General features: G+C 35.9%; 17 protein-coding genes. 4 read left to right on the top strand and 13 right to left on the bottom strand.

Annotated features, from left to right (window positions below):
* Positions 1 to 34 precede the first annotated feature (34 nt).
* The 9 genes from ACODST_RS21315 to ACODST_RS21275 all read right to left on the bottom strand — a co-directional run bounded on the left by ACODST_RS21315 (position 35) and on the right by ACODST_RS21275 (position 8,782).
* A complete protein-coding gene (locus ACODST_RS21315; RefSeq protein ID WP_488934108.1) occupies positions 35 to 355 on the bottom strand; it encodes a four helix bundle protein in 321 nt (106 codons plus the stop codon).
* Positions 356 to 475: 120 nt separating this feature from the next.
* Positions 476 to 1,807, bottom strand: coding sequence for a UDP-N-acetylmuramoyl-L-alanine--D-glutamate ligase (gene murD / locus ACODST_RS21310; protein WP_488934107.1), 1,332 nt, complete (start codon positions 1,805 to 1,807; stop codon positions 476 to 478).
* 65 nt (positions 1,808 to 1,872) lie between these two features.
* Positions 1,873 to 2,223 (bottom strand): four helix bundle protein, encoded by a 351-nt coding sequence (locus ACODST_RS21305; protein WP_488934106.1) that lies wholly within the window; start codon positions 2,221 to 2,223, stop codon positions 1,873 to 1,875.
* Between the two features lie 39 nt (positions 2,224 to 2,262).
* Positions 2,263 to 3,495: a phospho-N-acetylmuramoyl-pentapeptide-transferase gene (gene mraY, locus ACODST_RS21300; RefSeq protein WP_488934105.1), complete on the bottom strand. Its 1,233-nt coding sequence runs from the start codon at positions 3,493 to 3,495 to the stop codon at positions 2,263 to 2,265.
* A gap of 104 nt (positions 3,496 to 3,599) precedes the next feature.
* Positions 3,600 to 5,063: a UDP-N-acetylmuramoyl-L-alanyl-D-glutamate--2,6-diaminopimelate ligase gene (locus ACODST_RS21295; RefSeq protein ID WP_488934104.1), complete on the bottom strand. Its 1,464-nt coding sequence runs from the start codon at positions 5,061 to 5,063 to the stop codon at positions 3,600 to 3,602.
* On the bottom strand, positions 5,060 to 7,069 hold the full coding sequence (locus tag ACODST_RS21290; protein WP_488934103.1) for a penicillin-binding protein: 2,010 nt from the start codon (positions 7,067 to 7,069) through the stop codon (positions 5,060 to 5,062). The genes ACODST_RS21295 and ACODST_RS21290 overlap by 4 nt, the downstream gene beginning before the upstream one ends.
* Positions 7,060 to 7,407: an FtsL-like putative cell division protein gene (locus ACODST_RS21285; RefSeq protein WP_488934102.1), complete on the bottom strand. Its 348-nt coding sequence runs from the start codon at positions 7,405 to 7,407 to the stop codon at positions 7,060 to 7,062. The genes ACODST_RS21290 and ACODST_RS21285 overlap by 10 nt, the downstream gene beginning before the upstream one ends.
* 18 nt (positions 7,408 to 7,425) lie before the next feature.
* A complete protein-coding gene (gene rsmH / locus ACODST_RS21280) occupies positions 7,426 to 8,334 on the bottom strand; it encodes a 16S rRNA (cytosine(1402)-N(4))-methyltransferase RsmH (protein WP_488934101.1) in 909 nt (302 codons plus the stop codon).
* Positions 8,309 to 8,782, bottom strand: a complete 474-nt coding sequence (locus ACODST_RS21275; protein WP_207297629.1) for a division/cell wall cluster transcriptional repressor MraZ — start codon at positions 8,780 to 8,782, stop codon at positions 8,309 to 8,311. The genes rsmH and ACODST_RS21275 overlap by 26 nt, the downstream gene beginning before the upstream one ends.
* 378 nt (positions 8,783 to 9,160) lie before the next feature.
* On the opposite strand from ACODST_RS21275, the gene ACODST_RS21270 reads away from it, so the two are divergent.
* Positions 9,161 to 9,925 carry an alpha/beta fold hydrolase gene (locus ACODST_RS21270; RefSeq protein ID WP_488934100.1) on the top strand — a complete coding sequence of 255 codons (765 nt, stop codon included), beginning with the start codon at positions 9,161 to 9,163 and terminating at the stop codon, positions 9,923 to 9,925.
* A gap of 43 nt (positions 9,926 to 9,968) precedes the next feature.
* Positions 9,969 to 10,577, top strand: a complete 609-nt coding sequence (yihA, locus tag ACODST_RS21265; RefSeq protein WP_488934099.1) for a ribosome biogenesis GTP-binding protein YihA/YsxC — start codon at positions 9,969 to 9,971, stop codon at positions 10,575 to 10,577.
* Positions 10,578 to 10,672: 95 nt separating this feature from the next.
* Here the strand turns inward: yihA and gldC are convergent, their stop codons facing one another.
* Both gldC and gldB read right to left on the bottom strand, forming a co-directional pair.
* Positions 10,673 to 11,008, bottom strand: coding sequence for a gliding motility protein GldC (gene gldC, locus ACODST_RS21260; RefSeq protein WP_488934098.1), 336 nt, complete (start codon positions 11,006 to 11,008; stop codon positions 10,673 to 10,675).
* The gene (gene gldB, locus ACODST_RS21255; RefSeq protein WP_488934097.1) at positions 11,008 to 11,961 is read right to left on the bottom strand and encodes a gliding motility lipoprotein GldB; all 954 of its coding nucleotides are present in this window, start codon (positions 11,959 to 11,961) and stop codon (positions 11,008 to 11,010) included. The genes gldC and gldB overlap by 1 nt, the downstream gene beginning before the upstream one ends.
* Before the next feature lie 99 nt (positions 11,962 to 12,060).
* Between gldB and nadE the strand changes: the two genes are divergently transcribed.
* A complete protein-coding gene (gene nadE, locus ACODST_RS21250; RefSeq protein ID WP_488934096.1) occupies positions 12,061 to 12,867 on the top strand; it encodes an NAD(+) synthase in 807 nt (268 codons plus the stop codon).
* A gap of 92 nt (positions 12,868 to 12,959) precedes the next feature.
* Positions 12,960 to 13,589 (top strand): LuxR C-terminal-related transcriptional regulator, encoded by a 630-nt coding sequence (locus ACODST_RS21245; protein WP_488934095.1) that lies wholly within the window; start codon positions 12,960 to 12,962, stop codon positions 13,587 to 13,589.
* An 83-nt stretch (positions 13,590 to 13,672) separates the two neighbouring features.
* Here ACODST_RS21245 and dnaG read toward each other — a convergent pair whose 3' ends face one another.
* Both dnaG and ACODST_RS21235 read right to left on the bottom strand, forming a co-directional pair.
* Positions 13,673 to 15,766, bottom strand: coding sequence for a DNA primase (dnaG, locus tag ACODST_RS21240; protein ID WP_488934094.1), 2,094 nt, complete (start codon positions 15,764 to 15,766; stop codon positions 13,673 to 13,675).
* Positions 15,767 to 15,883: 117 nt separating this feature from the next.
* A complete protein-coding gene (locus ACODST_RS21235) occupies positions 15,884 to 16,936 on the bottom strand; it encodes an ATP synthase subunit B family protein (protein WP_488934093.1) in 1,053 nt (350 codons plus the stop codon).
* Positions 16,937 to 16,967 lie beyond the last annotated feature (31 nt).

Here is a 16,967-nt window from a genome sequence, read left to right as displayed (position 1 = left end):
TAGATTTCAGATTTTTCCTTCCTAAACCTTTAAACTAACTTTTACTATTAATCCTGTTGTTTACTGTTTTTAGACTACTTACAAAAATGGCTGTTAGCTCATTTCCTTCCTTCCAAATTATTTCTAATTCAGACTTTGCAATCCACATTTTTTCTTTTATAATTTCTAACCAAAATAAAGTTTCATCCGCTTCTTCTAAAACGATATTCATTTTAGCAACAAATTCCCTATCACTTCTAGCTCGGCAAACGGCTCTATAATTTGCTCCAACAGATGTTCCACTCCTTACTATTTGATTAGTAATTACTCTAATCACATTCGTATTTGGCATTTTTTCAACCAATTCAATTATCATTAAAGAGAACTTTTTCGTTCTCATTTTCATCTCATCCGTCGTCATAATCAAAAAGAACTTCTATTATTTTTAAAGTCAAAGCTTAGAAAAAATCTAAAATCTAAACTCTGAAATCTAAAATTATAAATTGTGCACCGCCTGCTTAAACTGTTTCCCTCTGTCTTCGTAGTTTTCGAATAAGTCGAAGCTGGCACAGGCCGGAGACAATAAAACAGCATCTCCTTTTTCTGTTAATCTCTGAGCTGTTTTTACAGCATCGTTCATATTATTAACCTCCACCATAATATCTACTACCGCCCCAAAAGCGTCAATAATTTTACGGTTGTCGATTCCTAAGCAAATAATAGCCTTTACTTTTTCACGAACCAATGACATCAATTCGTTATAATCATTTCCTTTATCCACACCTCCCACGATCCAGACTGTTGGAACCGTCATACTGTCTAAAGCAAAGAAAGTAGCATTTACATTGGTTGCCTTTGAATCGTTGATATATTGTACATTCTGTATTTTTAATACTTTTTCTAAACGGTGTTCTACACCCTGGAAATTAGATAAACTTTCACGAATCGTTGCATTTCTAATTTGCATCAATTTTGCTACAGAGCTTGCTGCCATTGCGTTTTTCATATTATGTTTTCCTTCTAACGCAATGTGTTCTGTATCCATTGTAAACTCTTCTTGGTTGATCTTTATTTCCATTTTGTTGTTATTTATAGAAGCCCCTTCACCGAATGATTTCGTCAATGAAAAAGGAATTAATTTTGCTTTTGTTTTGTTATTTTTTAACCATTCTGTGCTTGCCTCGTCGTCTGCGTCGTAAATGAGATAATCACTTTCGGTCTGGTTCATCGTTATCCGGAATTTCGAATTGATATAATTTTCATATTTATATTCGTATCGGTCTAAATGGTCCGGGCTGATATTGGTTATAATCGCTATATCCGGCCTGTAATCTATAATTCCGTCTAACTGAAAACTGCTTAATTCAAGAACGTAGGCATCGTATTTATTTTCGGCTACCTGCCAGGCAAAACTCTTTCCTATATTTCCTCCCAAACCTACATTGAGTCCGGCCGATTTCAGCAGATGATGCGTAAGCATTGTCGTGGTCGTCTTACCGTTGCTTCCTGTGATTCCAATTGTCATCGCTTCTGTAAAAGGCTTGGCAAATTCTATTTCCGAAATCACTTTTACTCCGGCTGCTATAAGCTTCTTGACTATTGCCGATTTATCGGGAATTCCGGGGCTTTTCATTACCACATCGGCATTCAGGATCAGATCTTCTGTATGCTGTTCTTCTTCCCAGGCAATTTTATTTATGATAAGAACTTCTTTATAGCTTTCTTTTATCTTTCCAAAATCGGATACAAAAACCTCGTATCCTTTTTTCTTACCAAGGATTGCGGTTCCAACACCGCTTTCTCCTCCTCCAAGTATTACTAGCCTCATACTTTATAATTAAAAATTGAGAATTAAAAATTAAAAATCATTGCTGATCCTATATAATTGAATTCTTATTTTCCTTTTAAGGTTAATATAATTTTTGCTAATATTCTGCAAATCTCATCTGCCTCACTAAAGAGACTGCTAAATTCATTTACAGAAATATAATCTGTTGCTTTTAATAACTTTAACCAATAAATTGTTTCCCTTGCCTCTTTATATGAAATTTCAAGTTTAAACAGAAACTCTTTATCAGAACGTCCTCCAATCGACTCTTCAATATTTGCTCCTATTGAAGTCCCGCATCTTAAGATTTGTTTACTCAGAACAAATTCTTTCTTGTGATCAGTCAGATATTTGTATAAATTGACAATTCTAACTGCAAAATCAAATGATTTGTCCTGAATAATATTTTCTTTCATTAAATAAGAACGTGTTTCTTTTAATTTTTAATTGAGAGTTTATCTTAGCTTTAAAGTAACAATCGACAATATGGCTAACATTACCGCTACAATCCAGAAACGGGTTACGATTTTACTTTCATGGTATCCTTTTTTCTGATAATGATGGTGCAGTGGTGACATCAGGAAAATTCTTCGCCCTTCACCAAAACGTTTTTTGGTATATTTAAAATAACTAACCTGAATAATTACAGAAGCACTTTCGGCCAGGAAGATTCCGCAGAATAAAACAATTAATATTTCTTTTCTAACCGCAATAGCCAAAACAGCAATAATTCCTCCAATGGTCAAACTTCCTGTATCTCCCATAAATACGGATGCCGGAAATGAATTGTACCAGAGAAACCCGATTAACGCTCCTACAAAGGCCGATATAAAGACAGTCATTTCTCCTGAATTGGGTATGTACATTATATTGAGGTAATTCGAAAAGATGATATTCCCTGAAACGAATGTAAAGATCCCCAGTGCGAGTACAGAGACTGCGGAGGTTCCGGCCGCGAGACCATCGATTCCGTCTGTTAAATTGGCTCCGTTTGAAACCGCTGTAATGATAAAAATTACAACCGGAATAAATACTAACCAGGCCCATTTTTCGTATCCGTCTCCCATAAAAGATAATACTTCAGCATAATCAAACTCATTGTTTTTTACAAAAGGAATAGTGGTCGCTGTTGATTTTTCTTCAACTGGGGCAGGAAGCACAACTGTTGTATTGGATGCTGTTTTAAAAACATCTGTACGGCCTGTATCTGTTCTTACCGTAACAGCCGGGTTAAAATAAAGAACTGCTCCTACAATAATCCCAAGACCAACTTGTCCGATTACTTTAAAAATCCCTTTTAATCCCTGTTTGTCTTTTTTGAATATTTTGATATAATCGTCAACAAAACCAATGGTTCCCATCCATAAGGTAGTCACAATAAGCAGTACGATATAAATGTTATGCAGTCTGGCAAATAAGAAAACCGGAACCAATGTGGCAAAAATGATAATTAGTCCTCCCATGGTTGGCGTACCCGCTTTTTCGTTCTGACCGGCAAGACCTAATTCACGTACCGTTTCTCCAACCTGCTGACGGCGCAAAAAGTTAATCACTCTTTTACCATAAATAGTTGACAAAAGCAATGAAAGCAAAAATGCCAAAGCCGATCTGAAAGTAATGTACTGGAAAACTCCTGTTCCCGGCACATCAAGTGTTTTGTCAAAATATTCAAATAAGTAGTACAGCATATCCCTCTATTTTTTTAAATTCCAATTTTGAATGAAATCCCAATTTTTAAATCCCAAATTCCAATGTTATATTGGTTTTTGGAATTTGGAATTTGTTCTTTTTATTATTTATTCAGTTGTTCTAAAATTTCTTTAATCGTTTCCATATCATCAAAATGGTGGCGGACCCCGTTTATTTCCTGATACGTTTCATGTCCTTTTCCTGCAATCAGGATAATATCTTTTGCTTCTGCCAATTGACAAGCAGTTTTAATTGCCTGTTTTCTATCCGTAATTCGAAGCATTTTTTTGTAATTCTGAGGTTCCACTCCTTGCTCCATTTCATCCAGAATAACTTCCGGATCTTCATTTCTCGGATTATCAGAAGTTAAAACTGCTTTATCACTTAAATCCGAAGCAATCTTTGCCATAATCGGACGTTTCGTTTTGTCTCTATTTCCTCCGCAGCCTACAACTGTAATCAATTGTTCATTTTTAGTACGAATGTCATTGATCGTTTTTAGAACATTTTCTAAAGCATCCGGTGTATGTGCGTAATCTACGACAGCCGTAATACCACCATCTGAAACGATGTACTGAAAACGTCCCGAAACACTTTCTAAATCTGACAGTAAACGCAAGGCTTCAAGGCTTTCAATTCCAAGCTCTACGGCTGTTCCGTAAATAGCTAAAACATTGTATGCGTTGAAAGTACCAATTAGTTTTACCCAAACTTCATTGTCATTAATTTTCAATAACAATCCGGATAATTGACTTTCTAAAATCTGCGCTCTGTAATCTGCATATGATTTTAAAGCGTAAGTCAGTTTTTTAGCAGCTGTATTTTGAAGCATTACCGAACCATTTTTATCATCAATATTTGACAATACAAATGCTGATTTTGGAAGTGAGTCAAAAAATGATTTTTTCACATCTCTGTATTCAGCAAACGTTGGATGATAATCCAAATGATCGTGAGAAAGATTCGTGAAAATGCCGCCTACAAAATGCAAAGCTTCTGTACGTTTTTGGTGGATTCCATGCGAACTTACTTCCATAAAACAATGTGTAACCCCGGCTTCAATCATTTCATTGAGATAATGATTAATAGTCAGAGAATCTGGTGTTGTATGTGTTGCCGGATATTCCGTTTTATCTACTACAATTTTTACAGTGGACAACAATCCCACTTTAAAACCTGCTTTTTGAAACAATTGAAACAATAAGGAAGCAATTGTTGTTTTTCCGTTTGTACCCGTTACACCAACTAATTTTAGTTTTGCAGAAGGATCTCCAAAATAATTGGCCGCCATAAAAGCCAAAGCCGTATTGGTATCTTTTACCTGAATATACGTTACTTCATTTGCAATATTTTCAGGAAGCGTATCACAGATAATTGCTTTTGCTCCAAGCTGAATTGCTTTTTCAATATAATCATGTCCGTCTGAAAGCGAGCCGCGAATCGCCACAAAAACATCATTTGCTTCCACTTTACGGGAATCAAATTCAATTTTAGAAATAGCAATATCTGTTGAACCTTTTACAGATTCAATAGCCGCTTTATATAATATGTCTTTTAGTATTTTCACGATAATTCTAATACTATAGTTGTGTTTTTAATAATACTCTGCCCGGCCTGAATAGACTGGTGTTTTACTTTTCCAACTCCGTTTATCCTTACTTTTAAACCTAAATTCTCCAGTAAAGCAATGGCATCCATTCCCGGCATTCCCTTTAAATCCGGAATCTGATTTAATTTTTTGTTTGATTCTTTATCAAACTTATCATAGCTGATTTCCTGTTTTGAAATCTTAGAATCCAGCTGTTTTATTTTGTTTGTTGAAGGTGCATCTGTAAAAATCTTTTGTGCGATTCTTTTAAAAACCGGTCCGGCCACATCTGCCCCGAAATAATTATTTCTGGATGTATTGGGTTTATGAACTACTACAATACAAGAATATTTTGGATGATCCGCAGGAAAATAACCTACGAATGAAGACGCATAATACAATGCCGATTTTCCTTCTTTTCCTCCATAATTCATCTGAGCCGTTCCTGTTTTTCCTGCCATCGAAAAATCTTTAGAATACAGCTTTGAACCTGTTCCTTTTTTTACCACATTCGCCAAAACCGCTTTTACTTTTTTTAATGTCTCCGGCGAACAAACTTTTGGGTTGATAACCTCTACATCAAACTTTTTAATGGTTTTATTCCATTCTTTAATTTCTGAAACAAACTGCGGTTTTACCATTACACCATTATTAGCAACTGAATTGTACAATGCTAAAGTCTGCATTGGCGTAACCGAAACATTATATCCAAAAGCCATCCACGGAAGGGTAGTTCCTGACCAGTGTTTGTCTCCCGGCTGTGGAATATACGGTCTTCCTTCTCCTTTAAAATGCAATCCTAATGTCTTATTTAATCCTAACGCATTAATATGATTTACAAACTTAGCAGGGTTACTTTTATAGGCTTCATAAACCGCCTGAACCATTACAGTATTTGACGAAAGCTCGAATCCGCGTGCCAATGACACTTTTCCGTAACCTCCGTTATGTGAGTCACGTACTGATCTTCCGTAATATTTTACTACACCGTTGTGACTGTCGTAAACCTTACTGGTATCAGCTACTTTATCTTCTAAAATCGCTATTAAATCGACTAATTTAAAAGTCGATCCGGGTTCGTGAGATTCCGCAATAGCATAATTTGTTGTTTCGTAATACGATCCGTCTTCTGCTCTTCCTAAATTTGAAATGGCTTTTACATGCCCCGTTTCTGTTTCCATTACAACCACACAACCGTGATCTGCTTCATAATCTTCCAGTTGCTTCAGCAAAGCATGGTGTGCAATATCCTGAATAAAAACATCTATGGTCGAAATAACATCGTAACCGTCAATTGGATCTACTTCGTTTACATCCCGAATAGGTTTCCACTGTCCTTTTGCGATTTTCTGCTTTAGGATTTTCCCGTCTTTCCCATTCAGATAACTTTTAAAAGCCCACTCAATTCCTTTTCCAACTTCTACTCCGGTTGCCGGATCAATTTTGTCATAACCAATAGTTCTTTCAGCAATTTTACCTATAGGGTGTTTTCTAACAGTTTCCTGTTCTACTATAATTCCACCTTTAAAAGCTCCCAAACTGAATAATGGAAAATTTTTTATTCGTACATATTCTGTATAACTCAGCTTACGGGCAATCAGATAATAACGGTTTTTATTCTCCCGGGCCTTTCTAAGTTCCTTTTCATAATAACCGGAAGGTCTGTCTAAAACGACCTCTAATGAATCTGATAACTGCTTAATATATTTTTCAAAAGTTTCCTTGTTTGGTGCTTTTGCGTCAAAACGAATTTCATAATTCGGAATAGAGGTAGCCAGCAGACTTCCGTCAGCCGAATAAATATTTCCTTTATTAGCCGGGATTACAAAGTTCCTAACAGTACGCTGTTTCGCCAGTTTTCTGTAATAATCTCCATCAACCCATTGAATATTGGTTAATTTAACGACAATAGCAATTGCCATCAAAAAGATGAAAACTGCTACGAGGTAAATTCTGTAGGATATATGTTTATCGTCTACTGCCATATTCTTTGAAAGAAATTTTTCTTTTCTTCTTTTTTAACTTCTATTTTGACCGGAGGAACTGTCGACGGAAAAATCTGCTTTTCCTGCATTTTATCCGAAATCGTTGACTCCATTTTTAATTTCATCAGTTCTGAACGGCGGTCTACAAATTCAGATCGCAGTTCTTTTACTTCATTGTTTAATTTTGCTATTTCAAAAACCTTCTGCTCATAGCGCTGTGTATTCGCGATCATCAGAATTGCCAGCAAAATAATAAAGACAATAAAACGCCAGTTTTTAACTGCATCATCATGAATTAGAAATCTTGCTTTTAATATACCGAATACTCCACTTTTCATTTTTTCTACCTATATATATTATATCTTCTCAGCAATTCTCAATTTAGCACTCCTGGCCCTGTTGTTTATTTTGATTTCTTCTTCATCCGGAACAATCAGTTTTCCAATACTTTTAAAGGGCACCGAATAATTTCCAAAAAAATCTCTTTCCGGCTCTCCTTCAAACATTCCGTTTTTGATAAATCTTTTTACCAGCCGGTCTTCTAAAGAATGGTAAGAGATCACCGAAAACCTTCCGCCTGGTTTTAAAATTTCTAACGACTGCTCGATAAATTCTTTTAAAACATCCATTTCCTGGTTTACCTCTATCCGGATTGCCTGATAAATCTGAGCCAGTACTTTATTTCTAACTTTCTCCGGCAGATATTTCTTAAGAACTTCTTTTAACTCGTCCGTAGTTTTGATTATCCTGTGATGTCTTGCTTCTATAATGGTTCTCGCTAAAGCAGGCGCATTTTTCAACTCCCCATAATCAAAAAAAACACGACGCAAATCCTGTTCTTCATATTCGTTGACCACACGAAAGGCATTTAAATCATTTTTCTGACTCATCCGCATATCGAGTTCAGCATCAAACCGGGTCGAAAAACCTCTTTCCGGAACATCAAACTGATGTGATGAAACCCCTAAATCAGCCAAAATTCCATCAACCTCTTTTACACCATGAAAACGAAGAAACCTTTTTATATATCTGAAATTCTCATTAATCAGCGTAAACCTTTCGTCAGGCAGCGCATTGGCCAGCGCATCTTCATCTTGGTCGAAAGCAAATAGTTTTCCGTCCGGCCCTAAACGTCTCAAAATTTCTCTTGAATGGCCTCCGCCGCCAAACGTTACATCTACATAAATACCGTCTGGTTTAATATCTAAACCATCAACGGTTGGATGAAGTAAAACCGGATTATGATATTCCATTGTCGTCGTCATTAATATTTCCCATTACTTCCTCGGCTAAATCAGCAAAATCCATATCTTCGCCACTTATTGATTTTTCATATAAATCCTTATCCCAAATTTCCACAATATTAACCGCCGATGAGAAAACAACATCTTTAGAAATACCTGAAAAAGTCACTAAATCTTTTGGAACCAGCAATCTCCCTAATGCATCAATCTCTACCACTTTTACACCGGCAGTGAATCTGCGGATGAAATCATTGTTCTTTTTCACAAAACGATTCAGCTTGTTAATTTTCGCCATCATCAAATTCCACTCTTCCATTGGATACAACTCCAGACACTGCTGAAAAACGGAACGCTTCAAAACAAAACCGTCCTGAAGCGAGGAAGCCAATTGCTTTTTAAGGGGCGCAGGTATCATAAGCCTCCCCTTTGCATCAACTTTACACTCATATGTCCCTACAATCGTATTCAAAAAAAACCACTTAACATGTTATACAGCAAAAATATAAAAAATTTTACCACATATTACCACTATATACCACTTTGTTAATAAGTTTAACCACTTTACTACCACCTGATTTAATTATTAAATAATCAACACTTTAGATAAAAATCAGCCTCAGAAACAAATCCTTTAACAATTACAAAAAAAAGATAGTCTTTCTCTTAAAAAAGTAATTATAATGCAATCATTTTAACATTTTAAGAATATAACAAAACAGGCTCTAAAACCTGATTTTTAAACAGTTATAAATTCTACTAAAATTATGTAGTTAAAAAATGGCATCAAAAATTCATTTTTATTTAATTAACCCTATATTTGTCGAAATTGAAATTGGCATAAAACTAGATGGACAAACACTACAAAAAAGAAGGCAAATACAGCTATTTTGAAGCTGGTGAAGGAACTCCTATTGTAATTTTACACGGACTAATGGGAGGTCTGAGTAACTTTGATGGTGTAGCACAATATTTCCCAACAAAAGGATATAAAGTTGTTATTCCGGATCTGCCAATATACACCCAGAGCATTTTAAAAACGAACGTAAAAAGTTTTGCCAAGTACGTTAAAGATTTTATTACTTACAAAGGATTCGACAAAGTAATTCTTCTTGGAAATTCTCTTGGAGGACATATCGCATTGTACCACACAAAGCTTTATCCTGAAAAAGTTGCCGGACTTGTAATTACCGGAAGTTCCGGACTTTACGAAAGCGCAATGGGAGACAGTTACCCAAGAAGAGGGGATTACGAATACATCAAAAAGAAAGCTGAAGATGTATTTTATGACCCAAAAATTGCCACCCCGGAGCTTATCGATGAAGTTTATGCAACCGCAAATGACCGAATCAAATTAATTAAAACCTTAACGATTGCCAAAAGTGCCATTCGTCATAACATGGCCAAAGACCTGCCTAAAATGGAAGTCGACACTTGCATTATCTGGGGTAAAAATGATTCTGTAACACCTCCAAATGTTGCCGAAGAATTTCACACGTTACTGCCTAATTCAACTTTATACTGGATTGACAAATGCGGACATGCCGCCATGATGGAACATCCTCAGGAATTCAACGAAATTCTTGAAAAATGGCTTACTGAAAAGAATTTATAGCATTTAACTTTCGATTTGAAGGAGGTTTTAAAACCAAAAAAATATGAAAATTAATACCGCCGAATTTATTATCAGTAATTCTGATGCATCCAAATGTCCGAAGGATTTTTTACCGGAGTATGCCTTTATAGGCAGATCCAATGTAGGAAAATCATCCTTGATCAACATGCTCACCAATAATAAAAATTTAGCAAAAACATCATCAAGACCCGGGAAAACGCAATTAATAAATCACTTTAAAATCAACAACAACTGGTTTTTAGTAGATTTACCAGGTTACGGTTATGCCAAAGTTTCAAAGAAAACAAAATCAATTTTTCAGAAATTTATAACCGATTACTTCGAAAACAGAGAACAGCTCGTATGTGCATTTGTTTTAATTGATATTCGCCACGAAGCTCAAAAAATTGACATTGAATTTATGTCCTATATGGGCGAAAGTGAAATTCCGTTTTGCATTATTTTTACCAAAGCCGATAAAATCAGCAAAGGAAAAATTGATTCCCATATTGCCGCTTACCGCAAACAGATGTTCGCCAACAACTGGGCAGAAATGCCGCAGTACTTTGTAACCTCATCGACAGAATCAACCGGAAAAGAAGAGTTACTAAACTATATTGATGAGATCAATCAGGAAATGTTTAACAGATAAATCCTAAATTACAATACAAAATACTCCATAAAAAAAATCCCAAATTCCAGTTTTCACAATTGGAATTTGGGATTTTAAGTTTTGGAATTTCAAATTTATTTGGTCAGTTCCAGTTTTTCTGCAAAGTAATCGCAAAAATCTTTCATGGTATCTGACATTTTCTCGTCGTCTGTAGCACGTTTAAAAGTATCAGCCATCGCTACTAAAGTCTGGTGAAAAAAGATTTTCATTTCATCTACCGGCATATCTTTAGTCCACAAATCGATTCGCATGGTTTCCTGTGCTTTACTGTCCCAGATTGACAGCATAATTGCTTTAGCCTCTTCTGCTTCCACCCCTCCGTCTTTCGCTGTCCACGAAAGTTTTTCCGGCACTCGGTTTTCATCTAGCTCAACGTTGAATTTAATTTCTGATTTTATTGTATTTGACATTATTTCTTAGGTTTATATTTTGATTTTTCGAATATTTCTTTTGCATTTACTTTTAACAATTCAGACAGCGGTACATTATTGTTTTTCATATACGAACGAACAATCTGCCAGCCCAGCCAGGCTCCCACACGTCCGGGAGAATCATTGTCAATCTCTAAATAAAATTTAGAAAAAGGCGCAGGTGCCACAAAACGGGTCGTAAGTTTAGGATCTAAACTATACAGCATTTCGTTCTCAAGAAAATAACGCCACATATAGCTTTCATTTTCTTCACACCATTTGATCTGCTCCGGACTGTATCCCATTTTCTCCGCATCGGTATAATCCGGCAGCAGCAGGTCTTTTGCGTATAATTGTTTCCCTTCAAAAATCATCTGGGAAATTAAATTTTTATCCGGATAAGCCGGAATATTTCTATACGTAAAGCTGGAAACCACATCCGGCATAATCTGTTTTTCTTCAAAATTGTATTTCAGATAATTAGGAAACTCATAAAACTTATGATCTCTTCCCAGATACAGCTCCAAAGCCACCACCACAAGACTGTCTGCATAAATAGCTTTAGCATTATAATCCATTTCTCCAATTACCGTAATTACTTTTGGTGTTTTCGTTTTTGGAAAATAATATTTTATGTGTTTAAAAAGCTCATTAAACTCTTCCCGCACCGGCTCAAAATTGGCGTATTTCTTTTGTACCTCTTCATAAACCTCTCTCCAGATAGGTTCTTTCATTTTCTGAAGCCATACATTATCGTCGTTTCCGGGAAAAAAGTACGGATATTGTTTTTTTATTTTTGACAGATCTTCAGGTTTAGTCTCAAAAAACACTTTATCAAAGCGCTCTACTTTAATATCAACCGGAATTTCTTCTACTTCTTTTTCAACCTTTGTTTTTTGGTCACAGGACAAAAAAAACAAGCACAGAACCACTACAAAGCGATACATTTTCATTTTATTTTAATTAGATTTGTGTTGCTGGAATCTGAGTATTTTTCTACTCAAAAAAATAATTCTGCAAATATAATCCCTGCATCTTAAACTTGAACTATTATGGCTAAAAAAAGCACAATTCAGACAGAAAAAGTAAACACGCATATTGTTGAATGGTTAAAAAGTTATGCCGCTGCTGCAAAAGTGAACGGTTTTGTAATTGGAATTTCGGGCGGAGTGGACTCTGCAGTAACTTCTACGCTTTGCGCACAGACCGGATTGCAGGTTTTATGCGTTGAAATGCCGATTCATCAGGCTGAAAGTCAGGTATCAAGAGGAAGAGAACATATTGAGCAGTTAAAAAAACGTTTCCAGAATGTTTCAAGCCTTCAAACAGATTTAACTGACACTTTTGAAGCATTTAAGGCTGCCGTACCGACTTCAAAAGATTCAACAAAAGTTAATTTATCGTTAGCTAATACCAGAGCACGAATCCGAATGACTTCCTTATACTATTTAGCCGGCATTCACGGGCTATTAGTAGCAGGGACAGGCAATAAGGTCGAAGATTTCGGTGTTGGGTTCTATACCAAATACGGCGACGGAGGCGTAGATTTGAGTCCGATTGCCGATTTAATGAAATCAGATGTTTACGCTCTTGGCGAATATTTAAGTGTTCCGGATTCAATTTTAACGGCTGCTCCAACCGACGGACTTTTTGGAGATAACAGAACCGATGAGGATCAATTGGGTGCCAGTTACGACGAACTTGAATGGGCAATGATTGCCGCGGAGTCAGGAAAAACGGCGGATGACTTCGACGGGAGAGAAAAATCTGTCTTCGAAATTTATAAAAGATTAAACACCAGTAACAAGCATAAAATGGACCCAATTCCGGTTTGTTTGATCCCAAAAACGTTAAAATAATTTTTTTAACATTTGTCTGCAATTAATTACAGAATTTATTTATTAATTTTACAGCTCCAAAAACATGATAACAATTCTAAAAAGGTAAAATTATGATTAAAGTATGTCTTGCAGACAATCATCCTGTGACTCACTTTGGCGTTAAGTCTTATTTTAAAGACCACGATCAAATTTCAATTGTTGCCAACGTAGGCAATTTTTCAATGGTTAGAGATATTCTTCAAACGAAGGAGATCGACATTCTGATCTTAGATTTAGAATTAGAAGGTCTTTCAAGTATCTTTGAAATTAAATCAATCCTGAAAAATTTCCCAAAAACAAAAATTGTAATTTTTAGTGACCTTGCTGAGCAAATGTATGCTCCAAACGCAATTAAAGCAGGAGTATCCGGGTATGTACACAAAACAGAAAAACTTGAAACTTTAGGTCTTTCTATTATCAAAGTACACGAAGGAAAAATTATCATCAACGAAACAGTTCGCAAAAACATGGCCCTTATTGCTAAACAAAGCAAAAGCGAACGTTTGTACAGAAAACTTTCTAACCGTGAAATCGAGGTTTTACGTTATTTAAGTGATGGTAAGAAAAACAATGAAATTTCTAAAATCTTAAACCTGAACGAAAAAACGATCAGTACTTACAAATTAAGATTATTAACTAAATTAAACGTTACTAACTTAGTTGACTTAGTAAACAAAGCTAAGACTTTAGAAATTATTTAATTTGATGGTATTCTGACTGCTCCGGCAGCCACCAACCATAAAAAAAGCTCTATAGTGTTCATCATTATAGAGCTTTTTGATTTTTAGGCGCTGTGATAAGGAACCACTACCCTTCCCAGTTTTTTTGAAAAATTATTGAGCAGTTTCGAATAATCAACCACCATAGACAATAATTCCGAGTTATCTTCTTTTGGATCTGAAAGCAGTGTCTGTTTCAGCTCGTGTATGATTTTTGAAACCAAAAACCAGCGCATCGAAAATATCGTATCCGAAACATTTTGTTCAATTGTTACATTTTTATGCTTTGGAAAAATATTCTGCCCTTCCCAGTTATGAATCGTCAGCCTTTCATCTTCCATCAGAATATTAGTCACTTCCTGAGCAAATTCAGGCTGCAGGTGCATTAAATATTTATCCAGATTGAAAGTTTCATTCTGATTATAAAAATCAATAAGATTGGCGTAAATATTCTGAAACAGCATATTGGATAATTCGACCTCATCCTCCTGAAGACTCAGATAGATTTTTTGAAATACCTTATATTCTCTTTTTTCCGAAACTTCTTTTACATTACCTTCTTCATCAGCTTTTAAGTAAACATCTTCAAAACTTTCAACAACACTGCCATATAGAAGCAGGATTTCTATAATTTTTTTTTCAAAGCCATATAAAATATCCACTTTTTCTGTTTGTTCTTCAGGATAATAACCCGGTTCTCCCGGATAATAATCGTCCGGCGGCCCTGTTCTTGGATCTTCGGGATCACCTCCTGAAAAAGTACCCGCTTTCGGGCTTTGATTCTGGTTTTGGTTTTGATTTCTAAAAACCTGAAAAGGTTTCTGTTCCTGTTTTTGCTTTTTAGCCGCTTCAGTCATATCTTTCTGAACCAGCTGCGCCAGCGTACTTACTAAGACCTGTTCTGAAATATCCATAATACGGGCACATTCCTGAATATATACTTCACGCTGAATACGATCCGGAATTTTAGAAATACTGGTCACCATATCACGAATCAGGTCCGCTTTTTTGATAGGATCGTTTTTGGCTTCATTCATCAGAATTGAAGCTTTAAACTGTATAAAGTCTTTACTGTTTTCTTCCAGATAGCTCACTAAAGCATCGTGCGAATTTTTACGGGCAAAACTGTCCGGGTCTTCTCCATCAGGAAAAGAACAAACACGTACATTCATTCCTTCCTCAAGAATCAAATCGATTCCGCGGATAGAGGCCCGCAGACCTGCTGCATCTCCATCAAAAAGAACAGTTATATTTCTCGTTAAACGATTTACCAAACGAATCTGGTCCGGTGTTAAAGCAGTTCCCGAGGAAGCCACTACATTTTCTATTCCGGCCTGGTTAAACTGAATGACATCGGTATATCCTTCTACTAAATAACAGTTATTCTGCTTGGCGATAGACTGCTTGGCGTGGTAAATTCCGTAAAGTACTTTACTTTTATGGTAAATTTCACTTTCAGGTGAATTCAGGTATTTAGCTGCTTTTTTATCATTGGTAAGTATACGTCCTCCAAAACCCAGAACACGTCCCGACATACTCTGAATAGGAAACATGACACGCCCTTTAAAACGGTCAAACGGACGATCTTCTCTTGGAATAGTAAGACCTGTACTTTCCAGAAATTCTAATTTATACCCTTTTCCTAAAGCTTCTTTGGTTAAGGCATCCCAGGTTTCGGGCGAATACCCCAAACCGAATTTTTTAATGGTTTCGTTTGTGAATCCTCTTTCTTTAAAGTAGGACAAACCAATTGCTTTTCCTTCTTCAGAATTCAAAAGGACATCCTGAAAATATTTAGCCGCAAATTCCGAAACCAGATACATACTCTCACGAACATCTGTAATGGCTTTTTCAGCTTCTGTCTGTTCCGTTTCTTCAATTTCGATATTGTATTTTTTAGCTAAATAACGAATGGCTTCCGGATAGGTAAAATGGGAATGCTCCATCAAAAAGGCAACTGAGTTCCCTCCTTTTCCGGAACTAAAATCTTTCCAGATTCCTTTTGCCGGCGATACCATGAACGAAGGCGAGCGCTCATCTGAAAACGGACTCAGTCCTTTAAAATTACTCCCGGCACGTTTTAAATTAACAAAATCACCAATAACCTCCTCGACGCGGGCAGTTTCAAAAACAGCATCTATTGTAGTTTGTGAAATCAAAACGTAAAATCTTTTTTTAATAATGAGCCTGTAAAAGTACATAATTCAGGGGGAATTTAAATAAAAAAAGTGCCTCTTTCGAAACACTTTTTCCACTAACTAAACTCAACTTTATTTCTAATTTAAATCAAGACGTAACCCTAAAGAGATATTATTCTCTTTCACTAAATTATCCTGAAATATTGGATTCAGATCATATTTCAAATACAAACTCCAGGCTCTGTAACCTATATAAGAACTTAATCCGTAAATAAAATTATTTACATTATAATCGCCTTTAATAGTCGTTTTATACTTAAGATCATCTTCTTCAAATTTTAGAATCTGCTTCGATTTTACGTTTATTCCGGCATAACCTCCTACTCCAAAACGAAAACTTTTATGAGTCCTGAAATATGTTTTTCCATTAGTTTCTGTTGGTCTTGTAAAATCAAATTCTAAATGTACCGGCACCGCTAAATACACATTTCTAAAGCGGGATTCTGTTAAATGAACCGGATTCACCTCAAGATCTGTCTGATCCCCATTTACCACAAAACTTTTGTTATCGGTAGGGCGGATATTGTTATACATCAGCGAAAGTCCGTATTTGGCATGAAGCAGATTATCATTTTTTAATAATCGTGAATTATAGGTAAGTCCCCATTCGTAAAAATGCGATCCCATAAAACGATACTGAGAATCCTGAAGTTTTCCATCGGTCATCGTATTGTTTAATCCCATTGCAAATACAAACTGTGAGGTTGTTCTTCTTTCACCACGGGCAGAATCTTTCTTTTTCTTATTATCACTCCACTCTTTATCATTCCAATGAATAATTAAAGAATGCTTTCTTACAGAATCTCCTTCCTTGATTTTCCCGTCAACTTTCTGCTGAACCAGATCGTTTAGCTCGTTTTGCGCCAGAGTTACTTTTTCTTCAATGATAACAGCACGGGCTTCCGCTAATTCTTTTTTGCGTTTATCCGCTTGTGCCTGTGTAATTTTTCCTTCTGACAGCTGCACATTAACCGCTTCTATTTCTTCCTTCAGCGTTTCTTTTTCCTCTTTTGTAATCTTCTCTATTTTATTAGCAATTTTTTTCGCCCTTGCTTCAAAAGTTTCCTGCCCCAGTACTTTGCTTACAAATAAGAAAACCAGGATTACGAGATAAATGGTAAAATTTTTCATGATTGATTTTTTTTTAATTGATTGTGATTGA

This window comes from Flavobacterium sp. FG19, from assembly GCF_057809475.1.
Note: the sequence above shows the minus strand (reverse complement) of the source record. Positions and strands in the feature narration are given on the sequence as shown.

Excerpts from the sequence above, each read along its gene's own strand:
- ACODST_RS21315 (WP_488934108.1), bottom strand. The coding sequence starts at position 355 with ATGATAATTGAATTGGTTGAAAAAATGCCAAATACGAATGTGATTAGA.
- murD (WP_488934107.1), bottom strand. The coding sequence starts at position 1,807 with ATGAGGCTAGTAATACTTGGAGGAGGAGAAAGCGGTGTTGGAACCGCA.
- ACODST_RS21305 (WP_488934106.1), bottom strand. The coding sequence starts at position 2,223 with ATGAAAGAAAATATTATTCAGGACAAATCATTTGATTTTGCAGTTAGA.
- mraY (WP_488934105.1), bottom strand. The coding sequence starts at position 3,495 with ATGCTGTACTACTTATTTGAATATTTTGACAAAACACTTGATGTGCCG.
- ACODST_RS21290 (WP_488934103.1), bottom strand. The coding sequence starts at position 7,069 with ATGGCAGTAGACGATAAACATATATCCTACAGAATTTACCTCGTAGCA.
- ACODST_RS21285 (WP_488934102.1), bottom strand. The coding sequence starts at position 7,407 with ATGAAAAGTGGAGTATTCGGTATATTAAAAGCAAGATTTCTAATTCAT.
- rsmH (WP_488934101.1), bottom strand. The coding sequence starts at position 8,334 with ATGACGACGACAATGGAATATCATAATCCGGTTTTACTTCATCCAACC.
- ACODST_RS21270 (WP_488934100.1), top strand. The coding sequence starts at position 9,161 with ATGGACAAACACTACAAAAAAGAAGGCAAATACAGCTATTTTGAAGCT.
- yihA (WP_488934099.1), top strand. The coding sequence starts at position 9,969 with ATGAAAATTAATACCGCCGAATTTATTATCAGTAATTCTGATGCATCC.
- gldC (WP_488934098.1), bottom strand. The coding sequence starts at position 11,008 with ATGTCAAATACAATAAAATCAGAAATTAAATTCAACGTTGAGCTAGAT.
- gldB (WP_488934097.1), bottom strand. The coding sequence starts at position 11,961 with ATGAAAATGTATCGCTTTGTAGTGGTTCTGTGCTTGTTTTTTTTGTCC.
- nadE (WP_488934096.1), top strand. The coding sequence starts at position 12,061 with ATGGCTAAAAAAAGCACAATTCAGACAGAAAAAGTAAACACGCATATT.
- ACODST_RS21245 (WP_488934095.1), top strand. The coding sequence starts at position 12,960 with ATGATTAAAGTATGTCTTGCAGACAATCATCCTGTGACTCACTTTGGC.
- ACODST_RS21235 (WP_488934093.1), bottom strand. The coding sequence starts at position 16,936 with ATGAAAAATTTTACCATTTATCTCGTAATCCTGGTTTTCTTATTTGTA.